We start from the raw sequence: 20,220 nt of genomic DNA on the forward strand, positions 1-20,220 counted from the left end.
GCAGGAATGCCTCTTTGTTTTCGCGCGACTCGCCGCCGCTGTGCAGCATGGGTACGCAGCGTTACCCTGAATTTCTTTGTCGAGGAGTCGTGATGTCCTACGTACGTTGCCTGCGCGGCCTGGTTTCAGGCGTGGAGTATTCCGCCGACCTGCCGATGAACCTGGACCCGGTCGATGGTCGTCCGGTGGAAATGGTGCTGGACCTCGATCGCCTGCGCGCCGAACACCCGGCTGCGGACTGGTACAGCCCGGACCGGCGCGACATGTGGCGCTTCGGTGCGCTGATGGCTCTGGACATCAACGATCCGGGCGATGCCGCCCACATCGTCCCCCTTGGCGGCGGCGCTACACCGTTGCTCGACTACAGCCATCATCCGCTCGCCGGTCGCGCCGGCATCGCCCTGCAGCTGAAGGACGAGGGCAAGGCGCACGCCGGCCATGGCGCCAATCCGACCCAGAGCTTCAAGGACCGCGGCATGGCGATGGTCGCCGCGCAGGCTCGACGTCTGGGCCTGCAGCGACTGGCCGTGCCCACCCAGGGAAACGCGGGCGATTCACTGGTGCGCTATGCGCTGGCCGGCGGCTTGTCGGTGGTGGTGGCGATGCCGGATGACACACCCTTGCCGATCCTCGGCAGTGTTGCAGCCGCCGCGTTGCGCCATCCCGACCGGATCCGGCTGGAACTGGCCGGGCCGACCATCCGCGAATCGGCTGCGTTGCTGAAGGAACGTTACATTCCGGACGGCTGGTTCTCGGCCGCGACCTTCCAGGAACCGGGCTGGCGCATCGAGGGCAAGAAATCGCTGGGGCTGGAGCTGGCGGAACCCAAGGCTGGCGAGACGCGCTGGAGCCTGCCCGATGCGGTGATCTATCCCACCGGCGGCGGCACCGGCGTGCTCGGCATGTGGAAGGCCTGGGACGAGTTGCGGGCGCTGGGCCTGATTGACGCACGCCGGCCGCGGATGATCTGCGTGCAAAGCGAATCCACCGCACCGCTGGTGCAGGCGTTCGACCGCGGCGACGACGACACCAGCGCGCCGGCTGCCGGGCACACGCTCGCCGTCGGCCTCAACGTCCCCGGTGGCGTCGGCCACTTCCGCGTGCTGCAGATCATCCGCGCCAGCCAGGGCGCCGCCGTCGCCGTCAGCGAGGCCGATATCGCCACCGAGTTCGCACGCCTGTGGCACGAAAAACCCGAGTGGATCGGCCCCGAGGGCGCCGCGTGCCTGGCGGCGCTGCCGCAGTTGCTGGATCGCGGCTTGATCGCCCGCGGAGAGCGCGTAGTGGCGGTCAATACAGGCTCGGCCGAGAAGTACCTGCCGGAGTTGCGGCACTTGATGTAGGCGGCGAGAAGCGGGGTGTCGATCAGGCTGGGAGGTCAGCGATACCCTTTCGCCTGTAGCGAGAACAGGTGTGCGTAATGGCCGTCGGCGGCGATCAGCTGCTCGTGGTTGCCGCGCTCGATGATGCGGCCGTCCTGGATGACGATGATCTGGTCGGCCATGCGCACGGTCGAGAAACGGTGCGAGATCAGGATCGCGATGCGGTTGTGGGTCAGCTTGCGGAAGTGCTCGAAGATGGTCGCCTCGGCGGCCGCGTCCATCGCCGAGGTGGGCTCGTCCAGCACCAGGATGTCCGCGCGCGAGCGCATGAAGGCGCGGGCCAGGGCGATCTTCTGCCATTGCCCACCGGACAGCTCGCGGCCTTCGCGGAACCACTTGCCGAGCTGGGTATCGAAGCCGGCCGGCAACGTCTCGATGAAAGGCGTGGCCATGCCCATGTCGGCGGCCTCCTGCCAGCGCTCGCGGTTCTCGAAGTGCTCGACGTCGCCGGCGCCGACGTTCTCGCCGACGCGCATCTGGTAGCGCGCGAAGTCCTGGAAGATCACCCCGACGCGTTGCAGCAACGTGGCTTCGTCCCACTCCTGCAGGTCGCGCCCGTCGAGCAGGATGCGCCCGGTGTCGGGTGAGTACAGCCGGGTCAGCAGCTTGATCAGGGTGGTCTTGCCCGATCCGTTCTGGCCGACCAGCGCCAGCGATTCGCCGGGGCGGATATGCAGGTTGATGTCCTGCAACGCGGGGGTGTCGGAGCCGGGATAGGTGAAGCCGACATTCTCGAAGCGTATACCGTCGCTGGGGTCGGGGCCCGCCTCCGCGCTCCCGCGATTGGCCGGCACCGGAGTCTCCAGATACTCGTACAGCGTCGACAGGTACAGGTTGTCCTCGTACATGCCGCCGATGGCCGACAGGCTCGCCGACACCGCCGCCTGTCCCTGGCGGAACAGCATCAGGTACATCGTCATCTGGCCCAGGGTGATGCGCCCGACGATCGTGGTCATCGCGATCCAACCGTACGCCAAATACAGCGTCGCGGTGCCGATCAGGCCGAGCACGAACCCCCAGCCGTCGCGGCGGATGGCGAGGTCCCGGTCGGCACTGTAGAGCGTGCGGAAGATGTTGCGATAGCGATCCAGCAGCAAGGGGCCGAGGCCGTAGAGTTTGACCTCCTTGGCGTGGTCCTCGCGCGCCAGCACGGTCTCCAGGTACATCTGCATCCGGGTCTCGGGTGAGCGCCAGCGGAACAGCTTGAAGGCATCGCCGGAGAACCGCGTCTCGGCCAGGAATGCCGGTAAACCTGCCAGCAGCAGGACCAGGACGGCCCACGGTGAAAAGGCCGCGAGCAGGACGCCATAGCTGACCAGCGAAATGGCGTTCTGGACCAGCCCGAAGGTCCGGGTGACCAGCGACAGCGGCCGCGATGAAGCTTCGCGGCGGGCGCGGGTCAGCTTGTCGTAGAACTCCGAATCCTCGAAGTGCGCCAATTGCAGGGTCAGCGCCTTCTCCAGGATCATCACGTTGACCCGCTGGCCCAGTTGCGCACGCAATAACGACTGCGACAACGACAGGCCCCGCTGGGTGCCGGTCAGGCCCATAACCAGTGCCGCTTCCACCGCGATCAGCACGAACACCGGCGCCAGTACCAGCGGCTCCCCGGCGGATACCGCGCCGCTGGCGGCGACCACCGCATCGATGATCAGCGCGCCGACATAAGCCACGGCGGCAGGCAGCAGGCCGGCGACCAGGGTCAGCAGGCCCAGCGCCACGGTCAGCAGGCGGCTGGTACTCCAGACCAGCTCCAGGGCGCGCCCGCTGAAACGGAACACACCGAGGAAACTGCTGGTCAGGTCGCTCGCGCTGGTGTCGGAGGAGGGAGGTATGGAAGGAGGCAAGGAGGCGTTGTCCAGGCGGATGCGGAATTGTCGATATGGGGACGGTTACCCGCATCCTCAAACCGCCGACATGGTCGGCCGTATTCAAGTACTTACGCAGTTACGACCCTGGTTCTTGGCTCGATACAGCGCGTTGTCAGCGGAGTTGAGCCAGGCACGCAGGTCCGCATCCACGGTGGGGAAGGGGGCCAGGCCGATGCTGATGGTCGGGCGCAGGTCGGGGTAGTCGGGCAGCTGCAGGGCTTCGACGGCAACGCGAAAACGCTCGGCAACCTGGCCGGCTTCGTGCTCTGAGGTATCCGGTAACAGTACCGCGAACTCGTCGCCCCCGATCCGGCCAACGCGATCGTGGGGGCGTAGCGTCTTGCGCAGCCGGTCGGCCACCTGGCGCAGGACCTCGTCGCCGGCACCGTGGCCGTGCAGGTCGTTGACTTGCTTGAAATGGTCGATGTCGATCAACAGGATGCAGGCGTGCCCGTCGGTTTCCGGGTGGCTGGACAGCAACCGTTCCGCCTGCTCCTCCCAATCGCCGCGCCGCGACAGGCCGGTGAGCGTGTCGATGCGGCGTATCTGGTCCAGCACGGAGTTTTGCTGGCTGATCTTGCGGATCAATTTGTTGCTGCCCCAACTGACCGCGATGGTGTGGATCAACAACACCGGCAAGCAGGCGACAAGCACGCTCATGGTGGTGGTCGGCGTAAACGCGGCGCCAGTGAGCACGGTGGTGGCCGCCAGCGCCAGCAGCAACCCGGGCATCGATCGGATCCACAGGCCCGGGATCCCGGTGCTGATTTTATCGACCGTGGCAAGGGTGATGATCAGCACGCTGGGCAACAGGTTGAAGTGCATCAGCGGTGCCAGTGCTCCGGCGATGGCGGAATCGATCAGCAGGTTGCGCGTTTCGGCGCGGGCGGGGTCGGCGCTGGACACGGCCATCCGGTAGGCCAGGTGCGGCCACACCAGCGCGCTGAATGCCACGAATGCCCAAGCGCCCGGCGATGCCTTCAGCTGATGGAGCACAGCCGCCACGGCCAGCCCGCTCAGCCCCATGCCCAGTATCCGGAAGGGGTATATACGCCGGGCCAGGAGCAGGCGCTTCCGTTTTGCGTGGCCTGTCATCGAGCGCCTGCATGCCCCGCGCGTCCGCCATGGCGAATGCGGTGGCGCCGGTGACCATGCGTGACAGGTAAGCCATTCAAGACGTCGCCCCCCCAGAGCCTCGGTTGCGTTGAATCATACCCGTGGGTGGTGGGTAGCGAGATGACGGCCTGCCTTGCTGCGCGCTCACGCAGGCCGCCACCGGAGCGGGATATGATTGGCGACACTTTCGTGCACCGCGGTTTGGAGGCTCCCATGGCAACCGGATGGGCTGGCGATGGCGCCGTACAGGACCAGATCGATGCGACCGTCGAAGACGCCGTCAAGCGGGCGCGCAGCAAGCTGGCAAAGGGGCCGGGCTTGACCCATTGCGAGGAATGCGATTGCGTCATTCCGGAGGCGCGGCGGATGGCGGTCCCGGGCGTGCGGCTGTGCATAACGTGCCAGGAAGCGCTGGACCAGGAGCAGTCGGGCGCCGGATACAACCGGCGCGGCAGCAAGGACAGCCAGCTACGTTGAACGCTATCAGACGCCGTGGGCCGGCGATGGCTTGACTCGCAGGCAATCGAGGTGGGTCAGGTACAAACGCAGGTCGAATTCGAGCTGGTGGTAGTCCGGTGCCATGTGGGTGCATAGCTGGTAGAAGGGCTTGTTGTGGTCGCGTTCTTTCAGGTGCGCCAGCTCGTGCACCACGATCATCTTGAGGAACTCCGCGGGCGCGTCACGGAACACCGTCGCGACACGGATCTCACGGCTGGCCTTGAGCTTGCTCCCCTGCACCCGCGACACCGTGGTGTGGGTGCCCAACGCGTGCCGCACTACCTGCAACTTGTTGTCGTACACGACTTTGTTGAGCGGTTCGGTCTTGCGCAGGTAACGCTCCTTGATGGCGACGGTGTACTCGTACAGCGCCTTGTCGTTGCGCACGTCGTGCAGTTGGCCGTACTTGTCATGCAACCACCCGCCCAGACGGTCACGGGCGATCAGCTCGCGCACTTGCGCCAGAACGTTCTCGTTGTAGCCGGTCAGGTATTTCAGCGTGGCCATGGCTGGCACGATACGGCAGTCTTTGCGCTAAAGTCGGGGCACCGATTGCCCATGTGGATCCCGATGTCGAACAACAAAGCCAACGCTTCCAGCGAGGCACTGGACCGCATCGTCGCCCAGGCCCGGCGCGACGCGGAACAGCGCGGCAAAGGGTATCGCGAGCGTGCGCTGAAGATGTACCCGTGGATTTGCGGCCGCTGCGCGCGGGAGTTCACCCGCACCAACCTGTCGGAACTGACGGTGCACCATCGCAACCACGACCACGACTACAACCCGCCCGACGGCAGCAATTGGGAATTGCTGTGCGTCTATTGCCACGACAACGAGCATTCGCGCTACGTGGATTACACCGGCGGCAGTGCGCTGGATGCCGAGGATAAGCAGCCAGCGGCAACCGGTAATCCGTTTGCCAACCTCAAGTCGTTGCTGAAGCGCGAATAGTCGTGAACTTGAAATTATCCGAACAGATCGTCCTGGTAACCGGTGCAGGCCGGGGGCTTGGCAGTGCGATTGCGTGCGCGTTCGCCGCTGAAGGTGCGAAGGTGGTGGTCAATTACCGCGCCAGTCGCGAGGCGGCCGAAACGCTGTGCCGCCAGATCGGTACCGGGCGTGCGCTGGCGTTGCAGGCCGATGTCACCGATGCCGCGCAGGTGGCGGCAATGGTCGCGGCGGCGCGTGGGCATTTCGGCGGGCCGGTCACCACCGTGGTCAACAACGCGCTGGCGGATTTCTCGTTCAATGGCGATGCCCGCGCGAATGCGGAGCAGATCGACTGGCAACAGTTCTCGGCGCAGTTCGAGGGCAGCGTGCGTGGCGCGCTCAACATCATCCAGGCCGCCATCCCCGGCATGCGCGAGCGAGGCTTCGGGCGGGTGATCAATATTGGCACCAACCTGTTCCAGAATCCGGTGGTGCCGTATCACGATTACACCGCTGCCAAGGCCGCGTTGTTGTCGCTGACGCGCACGATGGCGGCCGATCTCGGCCCGGCCGGAATCACCGTCAATATGCTGTCCGGCGGCCTGTTGCGGACCACCGATGCCAGCGCCGCGACGCCCGAGGCAGTGTTCGACCTGATCGCGGCCAGTACTCCGCTGCAAAGCGTGACCACGCCGGCCGAGTTCGCCGATGCGGTGCTGTTTTTCGCATCCCCGTGGTCGCGCGCCGTGACCGGCCAGAACCTTGTCGTCGACGGTGGGCTGGTCAAGGACTGAGCATCGCTACCGGCTCCCGGATCAGACTGTGTCGATGACGGTCAACGGGATTTCGCGGTCATAACGGTGCGCATAGGCCTTCCGTTCGCTGCGGCAATAACCGCTGCCCATGGTGAACTTGCGGCAGATGGCCGGACGTTGCTCATAGATGCTGCAGCACATGCGGTTCTGGTCGACCGCGACGCACCAGCCGTCCTCGTCGCGCGCCATCACTTCCAACCCGCGCTCGGTGCGCTCCACCAGGTGACGCGGCACGTTGTCCTCGGGCATGACCACGACCGTCAACCGGCAGCACACCGCGTCGCAGTGGTCGCAGGAGACCGTCGGGTCGACCACGTGGTCGTCATCGTGGTCGTCATCGTGGTCGTCATCGTGGTCGTCGGAGTGACCGTTGGTGTGTAGCGGGGAACTCATTGCCTGCTCACGGTAGAAGTGGGGATCGGGTGGAAGGCGGGTACCGCGTCGCGGTGGTAATGCAGCAGGCGACCACGGAATGGCGGCAGGTCGTCGTCGTTCATCGGTCCGCGGGTCTCGGTCACCACGAAGCCCTGTACCGCCAAGGCGCGGGTGAATGGTGCGCTGTTGCCGCGGCCGGGGTCGGTGATCAGGACCTCGGCCTGCTCATTGGCGTGGCGCCCGACCAGGGCCGCCAGCAGTTCAGCGTGGGTGCGCTCGTAAAGCACGTCGCTGCCGATGATCAGGTCGAACCGGCCCAGGGTGGGCAACGGCACGGCCCAGCGCAGTTTTCGGTACGGGACCGAGGGCAATGCGTTGAGGGCGGAGTTGTACGCCAGGAAGGGCTCGGCCAATGGGTGGATATCGCTGGCGACGACATCCGCGTCGCGTCTTTGCAGCACCAGGCTTGCCAGGCCAAGTCCACAGCCGATCTCGAGAATGCGTTTGCCTTCGATGTCGAAATCACTCATCGCGTTGGCCAGCAATCGGCCCGCGGGCCAGATCTGACCGAACAGGCACCATTGGGCCGACGAGATGCCAAGCCTTTCGGCGCGGCCATCCGGATCCGAGAACTGCTGGCGATCGCTGAGTGAGCGGATGCGATAGTCATGCCCACCCAGGCGCAGGTGCTGCTGGCGAGTGGTATAGCCGGGCATCGGAAGCCTCCGGGAAAAGCGTCACCGCTGAAGCTGGGTGATGGCGCATGGAGGGGCGGTCCGGGGATTGGAGCGGGCCGCGAGAGGAGCTGTTGACGAGGACGTACCGGGACATGCTACGCGTTGGTGGGGGCAACAGTGCATGGCACGCCGTCGGTCGGGGTTCCGGTTCAGCGATGGAACCGCCGGCAGGGCGGCGCAGCACCCGTTGGTGGCCATCCGCGACGGTCTATAATCCGGTGCCCGCTCAACGACTCTCCTGGACGGACTCATGCCCGATATTCCCGCGTGCAGCCAATGTGGCCTGGAAAACACCTACCCCGATGGTGACAATTACGTCTGCGCCGATTGCGCCCATGAATGGCCGATTGCCGGGGGTGCCGCAGCCGGCGACGCCGTCGTGGTCAGGGATGCCAACGGCAATGTCCTCAGCCAAGGCGATACGGTCACGGTGATCAAGGACTTGAAGGTGAAGGGTTCGTCGATCCCGCTCAAGCAGGGCACCGTCATCCGCAACATCCGACTGGTGGAAGGCGATGCCGAGAACATCGAAGGCAGCTCCGACAAGATCAAGGGCCTGGTGCTGAAAACCTGCTTCCTGAAGAAAGCCTGACGCCAAAATCGCGCTAGCATTGCGGTCATGCGCAGCCATGGCCGATCCGGATATCCTCGCTCCCCAGACCCGGGCCCGGTTGAAACGAGTGCGTCGGAGGAGCTCGCCAACGCGCTGACCCACGGCCTGGGTGCGACAGCGGCGCTTGCCGGTGGAGCGGTCCTGATCACTTTGGCCGCGTTGCACGGCAGTCGCTGGCAACTGGCCGGTGCGATCGTGTTCGGCATTTCGTTGCTGCTGCTGTACCTGGCCTCGACCCTGTACCACTCGGTGCGCCATCCGGTGCTCAAGTCGCGGTTGAAGGTCGTCGACCACTGTGCGATCTACCTGCTGATTGCCGGCACCTATACGCCATTCACCCTGATTGGCCTGCGCGGACCGTGGGGCTGGTGGATGTTTGCCACCATCTGGACGCTGGCCGTGGCCGGGGTGGTGTTCAAACTGTTCTTCACCGGCCGCTTCAAGCGCCTGTCCACGATGATCTACATCGGCATGGGCTGGCTGGTCGTGGTGGCGGCCAAGCCGATGTGGAATGCCCTGGACGGCTGGACGCTGGGCTGGTTGCTGGCCGGCGGCATTTCCTACACCGCCGGCACGTTCTTCTACCATCGCCCGACGCTGCGCTACTCGCATGCGATCTGGCACATGTTCGTGCTCGGCGGCAGCCTGTGTCACTACGTCGCGGTAATGGCCCACGTAGTCTGAGCGACACGTAGTCTGAGCGACACGTAGTCTGAGCGACACGTAGTCTGAGCGACACGTAGTCTGGGCTGGCGCCGTCACGGCGCGCTGCCGAACCGGAGACCCACGATGCTTTGGGAAGGATTGACCGCAACGCGGGACCTGGGCCGGGTGTATGAGCTCGCCTCTATCCTGGTCCGTTACGGCTTTGGCGACATGGTTCGCCGGTTGGGCCTGGCCAATTTGCTGGCCGGTGCGGGCCGGGTGCTGCCGCTGGGCCGTGTCGAGGCCGCGGTGGCGCTGCCGGCGCCGGTTCGGGTGCGGCGAGCGCTGGAGGAAATGGGTCCGAGCTTCGTCAAGATGGGCCAGATCCTGGCTACCCGCGTGGATCTGTTCGCCCCGGAATGGATTGCCGAGTTCGGCAAGCTCCAGAGCCAGGCACCGGCAGCGTCGCCGGAGGCGATCCGCAAACAGCTGTTGGAAGACCTTGGTGCGCCGCCGGAAGAGGTGTTCCTGCAGTTCGATCCAGCCCCGTTGGCCGCCGCGTCGATCGCCCAGGTTCATCGTGCGCGCCTGCATGACGGCACCGAGGTGGTGGTCAAGGTACGTCGACCGGGCATTCGCCCGACGGTCGAGGCCGACCTGCGTTTGCTGCAGCGCGCCGCGCAGGCGATCGAGGCGCGATTCCCGGAGCTGCGCCAGTTCCAGCCGACCGGGATGGTCCGTCAGTTCAAGGCATCGCTGACTCGCGAGCTGGACCTGGCCGCCGAGTGCCGTCACGCCGAACGGATTGCGGCCAGCTTCATCGATAACGACCAGATCGTGGTGCCGCGAGTGCATTGGGACTACACCGGCCCGCGGATGAACGTGCAGGATTTCGTCGACGGCATTCCAGTCTCGGATCTGGCGATGTTGGACGCGGCGGGCCTGGATTGCGGCCTGGTCGCCCGTCGCGGCGCCCAGGCGGTACTGAAGATGATGTTCGAGGACGGCTTCTTTCATGCCGATCCGCATGCCGGCAACGTGTTCGTGCTGCCCGGCAACCGCATTGGGCTGATTGACTACGGCATGGTTGGGCGGTTATCCGACTCCAGGCGCGCGCAGGTGGTCGGGTTGCTGGATGCGCTGGTCCGGCGTGACTCGGAGCGGGTGACCGACATGTTGCTGGAGTGGAGCAGCGCAGTGCAGCTGGATGAGGCCCAGTTGGCCCAGGATATTGACGGGCTTGTTGACCATTACCACGGCGTACCGCTGGGTCAGCTTGACCTGGTGGCGATGCTGATGGAGGTCACGGCGTTGCTGCGCGCCAACCAGTTGGTGTTGCCGGCCGACCTGGCGTTGATGATCAAGGTGTTTGTCACCCTGGAAGGGATGGGGCGCAAACTGGACCCGGATTTCGACATGGCCGGTGAGGCAGAACCCTTCCTGCGTCGGGCGATGCTGGCGCGTTACGCACCGGGGGCGGTCGCACGCGACGGGTTGCGGGTGTTATCCGATACTGCCGGCATCCTGTCGGTGCTGCCACGTGATCTTCGCCGCCTGCTGCGTACCGCGCGCGGCGGCAATCTCAAGCTGAGGCTGGATGTCGATCACCTGCAGCGGTTCGGTACCCAGATCGACCATTCCGCCAACCGGCTGACCGTGGGCGTGGTGCTGGCGGCATTGATCATCGGCTCGTCGATCGCGCTGACCGTGGATGCGGGCCCCACTTTGCTCGGGCTGCCGGCATTCGGCTTGCTGGGTTTTCTCGGTGCGGCGATTGCCGGTGCCTGGCTGGTGTTGTCGATCTGGCGGAGCGGGGGCGGCAAGTAATCAGCCAACGCGTGGATGGCCAACGCTTGGTTCGTTGATGCAGCGCCCGTCACGGCGATGGCATTGGAGCGGCGGTTCCGGACGCGTAATACGGGAACTGGGCGAAGATGGCGTTGATCGCACGGTCGGCGGCCATGATGCGGTCGGGTGCGGTTTTCTGCGTCACCCTGCCGATGGCGTCGCCGGTCCAGACCAGCCGGTTCTGGTCGGCGTCCACCAGGTCGACCGTCAGCGTGCCCTCGGTGTACTGGTTGACCCGGGTCTCGTCGTACCACACCGGCATGGCCACGTAGGAACGCGCGCGGTAGCTGTAGAACCAGCGCACATCAGAGCGGGGGACGTCGTATACCGACGTGCGCTCTCGGATCACTCCCTGGAAATTCACCCGCAGGTCGGGGTCTGCCGGGTCGAAGCGATAACCACGCGCTTCCATCTCGCGGCGGATGCTGGTCTTGATCTGCGCAGAGAGATAGGAGCTGTAGCCAGAGGCCTCCATTGCCAGCGGTTCGTAGAATGCGTACGTCTGGTAACCGGCGAAGTTGGCTTCCGGGTCAAGGTCGGTCCGCACCCGGGGTCCGGTGGAACAGGCGACCAGGGTAAACAGGGCAAGCGCGACAGCCAGCCCGCGAGCGGTGCGCTGGAAGCATTTTTTCACGGTGCGCCCTTACTGGTGTGGGGTGTCGTCGACGCTAGCATCCGGCGCGGACAATGACGTGAATACCCGTCGCCGCCCTCGCGCGGGGTCACGCGTCTCAGGGGACGACGGCGGTCCAGTCCGCGGACGCGAACTTGTCCCTGGCAAGGACGGTGGCGCGGTCCAGTTCGTCGGCGCTCAGGGTGTCCGGGCGCAATCCATGGCTGCGCTGGAAGGTCTGGACCATTCGCTCGATCACCGCCTCGCGGCTCAGGCCGGTCTGGCTGCGCAGCGGGTCGACCCGCTTGGCCGCGCTCGTCGTGCCCTTGTCGGACAGCTTCTCGCGGCCGATCCGCAGCACTTCCAGCATTTTTGTGGCATCGATGTCGTAGGCCATGGTGACGTGGTGAAGCACGGCATTGCCGCGCCGTGCCTGGGCGGCGCCCGCGATTTTTCCGCCGGGCGAGGTGATGTCGTTGAGTGGCTGGTAGCTGGCGCGGATGCCGAGTTCGCCCAGCGCCTCGATGACCCAGGCGTCCATGAGCTGGTAGGACTGCTGGAATGACAGCCCCTCCACCAGCGCCAGCGGCGCGCAGATCGAGTAGGTGATGGTGTTGCCCGGCTCGATGAACATCGCGCCACCGCCACTGATCCGGCGGACCACCTCAATGCCATGACGGCCGGCTGCTTCGGCGTCAACCTCGTTGCGCAGCGACTGGAAGCGGCCGATGACCACGGCCGGGCTCGCCCATTCCCACACCCGCAGGGTCGGCGGACGTCGGCCGGCAGACACCTCCGTGGTCAGCACCTCGTCCAGTGCCATGTGCATGGCGGGTGATTGCGCGTCGGTATGGATCAACTGCCAGTCATATTCGCGCCAGGACGAGCCACTCATGGGCGGGCTCCGGCGTTGAGTGCCCGGGTCACGGCCATGGCGACGCCTTCCGGGGTGATGCCGTACAGACTGACGTCGGGGCCCAGCGCTGCTTCCACCGCACCGGCGATCGCGGCGGTGCCGCTGTCGGCATGCAAGCCGCATAGCGCGGTATTGATCGACTCCAGCGCAGAGTCCGGTTCCAGGAAGAAGTCGCCGCTGACCTGGACCTTCGCCAGACGCCCGTCTGCAGTTTCCAGGTCGACTACCACCAGCTTGCCGCCGGGCACCTTGTATTCGCCATGCATGTGAGTTGGCTCCCTTGGATTGGTCCGGTCGTCAGCGACGACTGTGTCGGTATACATGTTGGGGGCCGTGCGGGTTACTGACAATGACATGGGTCAGGGCGGCATGGATCCGCCACACGCGCACTATGTCCCGGTCTCGGCGACAATCGGCATCTGCGCCGTTATCGGACGCATCCACTGCGAGGCTTCGGTCGCGCGATGAACTCCTCTTTTATCCGACCAGGTACTTATGCCAGATTCCAGGCTCCGAGCTTTCTTCGCTTCGCTGCTCTCCCTCGGTCTGGTCAGCCAGATCGTCATTGGCCTGGTTGCCGGAACCCTGCTGGCGCTGGTGTCTCCCTCGGCGGCGGCCTCGGTTGGTCTGTTGGGCTCGGTGTTCATCTCCGCCCTGAAAGCCGTGGCTCCGGTGTTGGTGCTGGTACTGGTGGCCGCGTCGATCGCCAACCATCGTCATGGCCAGCGCACCCACATCAAGCCGATCCTGGTGCTGTACCTGGTGGGCACGTTGGCTGCTGCGCTGGTGGCGGTGTCGGCAAGCTTCGTGTTTCCGACCGTGCTGCAACTGTCCGGCGTCGGCATGAGTGACTTGACCCCGCCCGATGGCATCGTGGAAGTACTCCAGACCCTGTTGCTGCAGATCGTCGACAATCCGGTCAACGCGTTGGTGACCGGCAATTTCATCGGCATCCTGGCGTGGGCGGTCGGCTTGGGCATTGCGCTGCGCCATGCGGCCGACAGTACCCGGCAGATGGTCGGAGACCTGTCCAATGCGGTTACCTGGCTGGTCCGGCTGGTGATCCGGCTGGCGCCACTGGGCATCTTCGGACTGGTGGCTTCGACGCTTGCCGAGGCCGGGCTTTCGGTATTGCTGGACTATCTGCATCTGTTGCTGGTGTTGATCGGTTGCATGTTGTTCGTCGCACTGGTCGCCAACCCGCTGATCGTGTTCGCGATCACCCGGCGCAATCCGTACCCGCTGGTGTTCACCTGCCTGCGTGAAAGCGGGATCACCGCGTTCTTCACCCGCAGCTCGGCGGCCAACATCCCGATCAACATGGAACTGTGCCGCAAGCTGGGGCTGCACAAGGAGACCTATTCGGTATCCATCCCGATCGGCGCAACCATCAACATGGCCGGCGCGGCCATCACCATTACCGTGCTGACGATGGCTGCGGTGCACACTTTGGGCATTTCCCTGGATCTGCCTACCGCGTTGTTGCTCAGCGTGGTGGCGGCGATTGCCGCGTGTGGTGCCTCCGGCGTGCCGGGTGGCTCGCTGCTGCTGATTCCGCTGGCCTGCGGATTGTTCGGGATATCGACTGATATCGCGATGCAGGTGGTTGCGATCGGCTTCATCGTCGGGGTGGTCCAGGACTCGGCGGAAACAGCATTGAACTCATCCACCGACGTGCTGTTTACCGCAGCAGCGTGCCGGGCCGCCGCGGATACCGTTGATGTCCGCGCTTGACATGTGCGCGCTTGACATGAATCAGGGTATTGGCCGGGAGACTCGCTAACGTGTTGGCAATCATCCAGGAGTACCCATCATGAATATTCGAGAATTTGCCGTCGCAGTGGCGGTCGTTTCCCTGATGCTTGGCAGCGCCGGTTGCAGCGACGGTGCCGACGTCGATCCGTCGGCGCACGTCACTGCCGACGAGGTTGCTGCCAGCGCCACGCCGGATGCGACATCTGCCCACGAGCAAGCGGCCGAGCATGCCGACCACGATCAAGCTGCACCGGTCCTGGCCGAAGGACAACGCTGGGAAACCGATGCGCCGCTGCGGGCAGCGATGACCCGGATCCACGATGCCGTCGCGCTTAACCTTCCGGCCTACCACCAGGGCCGTCTGCAGGTGGAAGACGCCGACGCGCTGGCGATCGGGGTCGAGAACGACATCGACTACATGTTTGCCAACTGCAAGCTCAGCCCGGAGCCCGATGCGGCATTGCATGTCCTGATCGGACGCATGATGGGCGCGCTCGAGGCGTTGAAGACCGACCCGGCTTCCAGCGAAGGGATGCCGCAACTGGTCGCGGTCGTCAACGACTATCAGACGACGTTCGACCACGAAGGCTTCCAGCCGCTGACCCACGACTGAGTCGTCCACCTCGCCGGGCAAGCCCACACCGCCGCATTTTACCGACGCCCTACAGGGGCGTTTTCTATGGGCTGCAGCCTTTGCCAGAACTGGTTTTCCAGCAAACATACGGCGGCGTTTGGTTTAGCTTGACCCAAGTCATGGAGCGAGTCGCCCGCGCCTCCTATCTTGGACCCCAGCAGCGGCAGATTTTTTATAACTGGAAGGAAGTCCACGATGAAAGAGCTTGTGTTGTTGTTTGCGCTGGCAGGAGCTGCGGGATTCGTACCCCAGGCGATTGCCGCCCATGAATCGGTTACGCCAGTGGCAGATGTCAACTACACCCTGAGGACGCAGATCCATGACGGCCAGTTGGTCTTTGTTGGTGATGGCGGTGCAATCAAAGGGCAGATCAACCCCGACTTGAAGGTGGCCGAAGGCGCGGTAGTGGCGATCACCGTGATCAATGGCGACGGTGCAATGCATGACGTTGCCGTCCCCGAGTTCGGCGCCCAGTCCGACAGCCTGGTGGGGGTGGGTTCGGCGACCACCATCGTGTTCCGCGCCACCAGGGCCGGCACGTTCGAGTACGTGTGCACGATTCCGGGGCACCGGGCGGCGGGCATGTTCGGCAAGCTGATCGTGGGCGACGTGGCCGAGGTGGTGAGCACTGCCACGGACGTGGCCAAGGACCCGCACCAGGTCGGTGAGCCGGTCGGCGACCGCGCGCCCAAACATGTCAATTACGATCTGCTGACCACCGAACTGGAAGGCAAGCTGTCCGATGGCAGCAGCTATCGCTACTGGACCTTCGACAACACCGTGCCCGGGCCGATGCTGCGTATCCGCCAGGGCGACACGGTGACCATCAACCTGAAGAACGCCGAGGACAGCATCAACATCCACTCGGTCGACTTCCACTCCGTGACCGGGCCTGGTGGCGGCGCGGCGGTAACCCAGGTGGCTCCGGGGCAGACCAAGAGTTTCACTTTCAAGGCGTTGCATCCGGGGTTGTTTGTCTACCACTGCGCCACGCCGATGATTGCCCAGCACATCTCCAACGGCATGTACGGCATGGTGCTGGTCGAGCCTGAAGGTGGCTTGCCCGAGGTCGACAAGGAGTTCTACGTGATGCAGGGCGAGCTCTACACCGCGCAGAAGCACGGCTCGTCCGGCCTGCAGGAGTTCTCGCTGGAGAAGTTGCTGGATGAAAAACCCGAGCACCTGATGTTCAACGGCAGCATGGACGCGCTGACCAAGACCTTCAACATGGAAGCCGAGGTGGGCGAGACGGTGCGCATGTTCTTCGGCGTCGGCGGTCCCAACCTGACCTCCAGCTTCCACCTGATCGGCGAGGTCTTCGACCGGGTCTACAACCTGGCGTCGTTCACCAGCCCGCCGCTGACCGACGTGCAGACCACGATCGTGCCGCCGGGCGGGGCGACGATGGTCGAGTTCAAGGTGGATTATCCGGGCCGTTACATACTGGTCGACCACGCGCTGTCGCGGACCGAGAAGGGCCTGATCGGGTTCCTGAACGTCAACGGTGACGCGGACCCGGCGATCTTCCAGTCCAACGAAGCGATCGATCATTCCTCCGGTCACTGACCAACGCAGCGTCCGCCATGCCTGAACGCCAGGCGGATGCAACAAACCAGGCCAGGTCCGCAGCGATGCGGATCTGGCTTTTTCATGGTTTTGCGTGATAGCCTCGCCGGCGAAGGGGAGTAGCTCCCAATCGCTGTCGCCGTCATTACGGGCATTTGCTCCGGTGCAGCAGCAAACCGTCAGCGGTTTGTGAGCAAGACCTTCGCCATCCATGGCGAAGGTGCATCCATCCGATGCATTTCCGATCGTGGTTTTTCATACCTCGCTGGAACATTTGGAAATCATCATGGAACTGCTCGCCAACCCGGAAATCTGGGTCGCACTGCTGACACTGACGGCGCTGGAGCTCGTGCTCGGCATCGACAACATCATCTTCATCTCGATCCTGGCCGGGAAACTGCCCGTCGAGCAGCGCGCCATGGGGCGTCGCATCGGCATCCTCGGGGCGGCGGTGACGCGTCTGATGTTGCTGTTTGCGATTGTATGGATCGTCGGACTGACCGCACCGCTGTTCTCGGTGTTCGATCATGTTTTCTCGTGGCGGGACATGATCCTGATCGGCGGTGGCCTGTTCCTGATCGCCAAGGCCACGCACGAGATCCATCAGAAGCTGGAGGGCGCAACCGAGCAGGTGGCGACGGGCGCGGCAACCGCGACCTTCGGGGCGGTCATCGTGCAGATCATGGTGCTCGATATCGTGTTCTCGCTGGATTCCATCATCACGGCGGTGGGGATGGTCGACGAGCGCTGGGTGATGGTGACCGCCATCGTCATCTCGATTGGCTTCATGCTGGCGTTTGCCCGGCCGATCGGGGAGTTCGTCGAGCGCCACCCCACGGTCAAGATACTGGCGCTGGCCTTCCTGATAATGGTCGGCCTGGTACTCGTCGCCGACGGGTTTGGCCAACACATTCCCAAGGGTTACATCTATGTCGCGATGGCGTTCTCGGTGTTCGTGGAGATGATCAACCTGTGGATCCGGCGGCGCAGCAAGGAGCAGGCCGCACCGGTGGAGTTGCACGAAAAATACACCAAGGGCGATTGAGCCACGGGTGGTGACGGGTCGAGGCGCGTGCTACGGCTTCGTCGGGCAAGGGTCACCATATAGCTCTGCGATGCAGGCGTGTTGTGGCAGATCACCGTTGCCGAGCAGGAACTTTTGCAACTCTGTTTCCCTTGATTTTCCGGTGAGCCCCTGGTTATCCATCTGTTGGAGCTTCGCCAGAAACCTGGAGACGGTCTGAGTGGCCGCGCTCATTTGCGAGGTCAACGTGCTGGTCCGTATCTGATAATCCGCAGTCGACGGCAGGATGATGCCCGGATCGACTCCCGCCGCGCTGAGGAGCTGCTTGATCCCGATCTCCCTTGCCAGCCACCGGGCCGATTTGATGACGAGCAGGCCCGCCAGCCAGAGTGCGGAATTGCCGTAGGCCTCGATCTCGAAACGCATCATCTGCTCATAGGAAGCGGGGTATCCACCAGTTTTGCGGAACTGGATGATGTGCCGCCCCTCATGCTGCAGAAGGACATAAAAGAGCCCTTCGGAATATCGGCGCGGAAGCGGAATGCGAGGGCCTACGAACTTCATGTAAATGTCGGTGCCGGAGTTGGTCCAGGCCCCGAATGCGAACGCCCTCAGCTTCGGGTGCCAATTGATCTGCGCATACGGGAGGACTTTCACATTGGACATTTGCGACCCGTATAGCTTCACCAGTCGTTGCTGCTGCGCCTTGCTGGAGTTGCCTGTGATGATGGCTGCCGGTGTCGCCGGGGCCGCCGGAGTCAATGACGATGCGGCGGCACTCGAACTGCCAAGGACTGCGTTCGTCGAGGTGACGGCCCCAGGCGCAGCCGCTCGCTGCGAGACAACTACCGCCGGGTGATTCGTGACCGGATCGGGCATGTCGTCACCACCTAGCTCGCATCGGGTGGATTGAAAAGCGTGGCAGCCATGGTTGCTCTCGCTTCCGGGTCGGGTATCGCCCGCAAGGTGTCAAGCAGTAGCGTTTCGCGCTCGTTGTGAAGCGTCTTGGCCCGCGCCGCAGCTTCCTGTATTTCCATCGCAAAGCTGTCAAGGGCATCGGACTGACCAAGCAGGGCTTCGACGATGACGCTGTCGGTCCGCATCACGATTGTCTGTTCCGACAACAAGACCCCGTCCACTGGGTGCTCCGCATCGTCCTGGTTCAGGGGGCCTCGCTGGAACCGGTAGTAGCGCGTCTCTGTCGGCGGCGGAATCGGCCCCGGCTGGATCGCACTGACCGCGATCGTGTCGTTCGCTGAATCGTAATCGACCGCCTCCAGTACCCGAACCGGGACGTCCTGCGCATCGAACACGACACTGGCGACCTTGAGGATGCTGGTTGCGGTGTCGTCGATCTTCCCGGGCACCAGTACCTCGCTGAGCAGTGTTCGCAGACCCGCGACCGGCACTTCTCTCCATGTGCCGTCAAGACCGTTGGTGTAGCCGACGTGGATATCGGTCAGGTGCAACCTCGTGGTGTACTGCTGATTGAGTTCGCGAAACACGAAGTTCAGGACCCGACGCATGTTCACGTTGTTGATTTCACGCTCGATCAGTGACTCCATGCCGGTCTCTGTCTTCGTTTCGGCACTCGACGTCACCGTGAGCTCACGCTTTGAGGATGCCTCCTTCGCATGCTCGCCCAAGGCTTCGCTTGTCTGCCGGGCAAACTGCTCCCGCCCGGACTGATACTCGCCTGATGCCCCGGCCGAGACTGACGCCGACCCGAATCCCCATGATCCCGATGCCTCGGCCTGGACTTGCCAGGATTCAGTCTGGGCACGTGTTTTCTTGTCCGTCGTTTCGCTCTGAACCTTGGACGAGAACCGGTCTCTCGCCGACTGTTCGTGGGAATCGATGATGCTGGAGGACTGCTTGATACTCTCGGTTGTCGACTGCCAGGTCTTCAGCCGAATGGTTGTCGACTCTCCGGGCAGCAACGTAAATGTGCGGACTGTCCGCCCCATGCCGTAATCCCCAAGCACAAAGCTGATGGTGTACCGCTCGATGAGAAAGAGTCGAGGTTCCGGCTCCTGGTGGTACGGAGTCACGGTGGTGACACCCTTGCCAGCGCTGTTCTTGCCGGGAATAGCGACCTCCCCATGGGAAGCATGGTCGGCAAACTCCTGAATGAGCACGGCCGGATTTCCGAGTACGGGGTCAACGGCCCACATGTCGTCCCTGGATCCGCGCATCGGCGTTTCAGGCACTTCGCCCTGTGGTCGACTCATCGCGATCGAGCCACGTCCCAAGTACCGAGGTAGCAACGATACTGCCTCGTTGGCCTGGTCCCGGCCATATCCGATCGCAAGCAACCTGGACCGGAGAAAGCTCTGTGCCTTGCCCATCTCTACCTGGCCCGACTCGGAGACACCGGCGAGCTCGGCATACGACGGAGCTGGCTGACGAGTGATCCCCAGGAAATCCGTTTGCGGATCGAGTCCAAGGTCAAGCTGCATGATCCGGCTCCCGATATGGCTGCCGGGGAGCTGCAATGAGGAGTTGATGACGACAGTGGGCCCGGCTTCCGGGCCAAAAGTGATGGATTCAGGCATGGGGGTGCCTCCTCATGGGCGTGCGCGAGCGCCCGTTTCCACCCCCTTTTCCACCCCCTTTTCCATTCCGTACGCCAAGGCTGTTACCATTTACACAGCGTCATGTCAATTGAGCTCGCGTTCGACGAGTCAGTGCAGGCAGACAAATCCCCCCACTTCATGCCGCTGGCGCCCGCGTTCTGTGCGAGGACCGTTGGCATGTTGACCGACCGCTTCGGCGTGAGCTGTGCGGTCAACGGCGAACCGATTGCGTTTCAATAGACGCAGGATCCGAGCGGTCTCCCATTGGCCTGATTGCGGATTGGGTTCAGGCGTCCATAGCGTCCATAC

The 20,220-nt window shown here is 63.9% G+C and carries 21 protein-coding genes; 11 read left to right on the forward strand and 10 right to left on the reverse strand.

All coding sequences use genetic code 11. From position 1 onward, the window contains the following. Positions 1-92 precede the first annotated feature (92 nt). Positions 93-1,343, forward strand: a complete 1,251-nt coding sequence (locus tag ACW7G6_RS01895; protein WP_456997438.1) for a threonine synthase — start codon at positions 93-95, stop codon at positions 1,341-1,343. 35 nt (positions 1,344-1,378) lie between these two features. On the opposite strand, the gene ACW7G6_RS01900 is transcribed toward ACW7G6_RS01895, so the two are convergent. Together ACW7G6_RS01900 and ACW7G6_RS01905 are read right to left on the reverse strand one after the other, a co-directional pair. Beyond that, positions 1,379-3,229 (reverse strand): ABC transporter ATP-binding protein, encoded by a 1,851-nt coding sequence (locus ACW7G6_RS01900; protein WP_456997439.1) that lies wholly within the window; start codon positions 3,227-3,229, stop codon positions 1,379-1,381. 84 nt (positions 3,230-3,313) lie between these two features. Further along, on the reverse strand, positions 3,314-4,348 hold the full coding sequence (locus ACW7G6_RS01905) for a diguanylate cyclase (RefSeq protein WP_456997440.1): 1,035 nt from the start codon (positions 4,346-4,348) through the stop codon (positions 3,314-3,316). A 234-nt stretch (positions 4,349-4,582) separates the two neighbouring features. On the opposite strand from ACW7G6_RS01905, the gene ACW7G6_RS01910 reads away from it, so the two are divergent. Beyond that, positions 4,583-4,846 carry a DksA/TraR family C4-type zinc finger protein gene (locus ACW7G6_RS01910; protein WP_456979196.1) on the forward strand — a complete coding sequence of 88 codons (264 nt, stop codon included), beginning with the start codon at positions 4,583-4,585 and terminating at the stop codon, positions 4,844-4,846. A 6-nt stretch (positions 4,847-4,852) separates the two neighbouring features. Here ACW7G6_RS01910 and ACW7G6_RS01915 read toward each other — a convergent pair whose 3' ends face one another. Continuing rightward, the gene (locus ACW7G6_RS01915; RefSeq protein ID WP_456997441.1) at positions 4,853-5,374 is read right to left on the reverse strand and encodes a YgjP-like metallopeptidase domain-containing protein; all 522 of its coding nucleotides are present in this window, start codon (positions 5,372-5,374) and stop codon (positions 4,853-4,855) included. A gap of 63 nt (positions 5,375-5,437) precedes the next feature. Here ACW7G6_RS01915 and ACW7G6_RS01920 point away from each other — a divergent pair, with 63 nt between their 5' ends. Further along, on the forward strand, positions 5,438-5,815 hold the full coding sequence (locus tag ACW7G6_RS01920) for a YajD family HNH nuclease (RefSeq protein ID WP_456979198.1): 378 nt from the start codon (positions 5,438-5,440) through the stop codon (positions 5,813-5,815). Between the two features lie 2 nt (positions 5,816-5,817). Continuing rightward, on the forward strand, positions 5,818-6,588 hold the full coding sequence (locus ACW7G6_RS01925; RefSeq protein WP_456979199.1) for a 3-oxoacyl-ACP reductase: 771 nt from the start codon (positions 5,818-5,820) through the stop codon (positions 6,586-6,588). A 21-nt stretch (positions 6,589-6,609) separates the two neighbouring features. Here ACW7G6_RS01925 and ACW7G6_RS01930 read toward each other — a convergent pair whose 3' ends face one another. Then, entirely contained in the window at positions 6,610-7,002 is a 393-nt protein-coding gene (locus ACW7G6_RS01930; protein ID WP_456997442.1) for a YkgJ family cysteine cluster protein, read from the reverse strand. Beyond that, positions 6,999-7,700 (reverse strand): class I SAM-dependent methyltransferase, encoded by a 702-nt coding sequence (locus ACW7G6_RS01935; RefSeq protein ID WP_456997443.1) that lies wholly within the window; start codon positions 7,698-7,700, stop codon positions 6,999-7,001. The genes ACW7G6_RS01930 and ACW7G6_RS01935 overlap by 4 nt, the downstream gene beginning before the upstream one ends. A 271-nt stretch (positions 7,701-7,971) precedes the next feature. Between ACW7G6_RS01935 and ACW7G6_RS01940 the strand changes: the two genes are divergently transcribed. From ACW7G6_RS01940 to ACW7G6_RS01950, 3 genes are all read left to right on the forward strand, one after another. Next, positions 7,972-8,313, forward strand: a complete 342-nt coding sequence (locus tag ACW7G6_RS01940; RefSeq protein WP_456979202.1) for a zinc ribbon domain-containing protein YjdM — start codon at positions 7,972-7,974, stop codon at positions 8,311-8,313. Between the two features lie 27 nt (positions 8,314-8,340). Continuing rightward, positions 8,341-9,018, forward strand: coding sequence for a PAQR family membrane homeostasis protein TrhA (trhA, locus tag ACW7G6_RS01945; RefSeq protein WP_456979203.1), 678 nt, complete (start codon positions 8,341-8,343; stop codon positions 9,016-9,018). Between the two features lie 105 nt (positions 9,019-9,123). After that, a complete protein-coding gene (locus ACW7G6_RS01950; protein ID WP_456997444.1) occupies positions 9,124-10,806 on the forward strand; it encodes an ABC1 kinase family protein in 1,683 nt (560 codons plus the stop codon). A gap of 49 nt (positions 10,807-10,855) precedes the next feature. Here ACW7G6_RS01950 and ACW7G6_RS01955 read toward each other — a convergent pair whose 3' ends face one another. From ACW7G6_RS01955 to ACW7G6_RS01965, 3 genes are all read right to left on the reverse strand, one after another. Then, positions 10,856-11,461, reverse strand: coding sequence for a DUF4136 domain-containing protein (locus ACW7G6_RS01955; protein WP_456979205.1), 606 nt, complete (start codon positions 11,459-11,461; stop codon positions 10,856-10,858). A gap of 97 nt (positions 11,462-11,558) precedes the next feature. Then, complete coding sequence (locus tag ACW7G6_RS01960; protein WP_456979206.1) at positions 11,559-12,335, reverse strand: lipoate--protein ligase family protein; 777 nt, start codon at positions 12,333-12,335, stop codon at positions 11,559-11,561. After that, positions 12,332-12,622, reverse strand: coding sequence for a biotin--protein ligase (locus tag ACW7G6_RS01965; RefSeq protein ID WP_456979207.1), 291 nt, complete (start codon positions 12,620-12,622; stop codon positions 12,332-12,334). Before ACW7G6_RS01965 ends, ACW7G6_RS01960 begins: the two co-directional genes overlap by 4 nt. 229 nt (positions 12,623-12,851) lie before the next feature. On the opposite strand from ACW7G6_RS01965, the gene sstT reads away from it, so the two are divergent. From sstT to ACW7G6_RS01985, 4 genes are all read left to right on the forward strand, one after another. Then, on the forward strand, positions 12,852-14,090 hold the full coding sequence (sstT, locus tag ACW7G6_RS01970) for a serine/threonine transporter SstT (protein WP_456997445.1): 1,239 nt from the start codon (positions 12,852-12,854) through the stop codon (positions 14,088-14,090). A 79-nt stretch (positions 14,091-14,169) separates the two neighbouring features. Beyond that, positions 14,170-14,724, forward strand: a complete 555-nt coding sequence (locus tag ACW7G6_RS01975) for a DnrO protein (RefSeq protein WP_456979209.1) — start codon at positions 14,170-14,172, stop codon at positions 14,722-14,724. Positions 14,725-14,940: 216 nt separating this feature from the next. Next, positions 14,941-16,311, forward strand: a complete 1,371-nt coding sequence (gene nirK, locus ACW7G6_RS01980) for a copper-containing nitrite reductase (protein ID WP_456979210.1) — start codon at positions 14,941-14,943, stop codon at positions 16,309-16,311. Positions 16,312-16,597: 286 nt separating this feature from the next. Then, complete coding sequence (locus ACW7G6_RS01985; RefSeq protein ID WP_456997446.1) at positions 16,598-17,356, forward strand: TerC family protein; 759 nt, start codon at positions 16,598-16,600, stop codon at positions 17,354-17,356. Positions 17,357-17,386: 30 nt separating this feature from the next. Here the strand turns inward: ACW7G6_RS01985 and ACW7G6_RS01990 are convergent, their stop codons facing one another. Further along, positions 17,387-18,214 carry a hypothetical protein gene (locus ACW7G6_RS01990; protein WP_456997447.1) on the reverse strand — a complete coding sequence of 276 codons (828 nt, stop codon included), beginning with the start codon at positions 18,212-18,214 and terminating at the stop codon, positions 17,387-17,389. A gap of 11 nt (positions 18,215-18,225) precedes the next feature. Beyond that, the gene (locus tag ACW7G6_RS01995; protein WP_456997448.1) at positions 18,226-19,890 is read right to left on the reverse strand and encodes a hypothetical protein; all 1,665 of its coding nucleotides are present in this window, start codon (positions 19,888-19,890) and stop codon (positions 18,226-18,228) included. Positions 19,891-20,220: the final 330 nt, after the last annotated feature.

It is taken from the genome of Lysobacter sp. A421 (genome assembly GCF_054052145.1).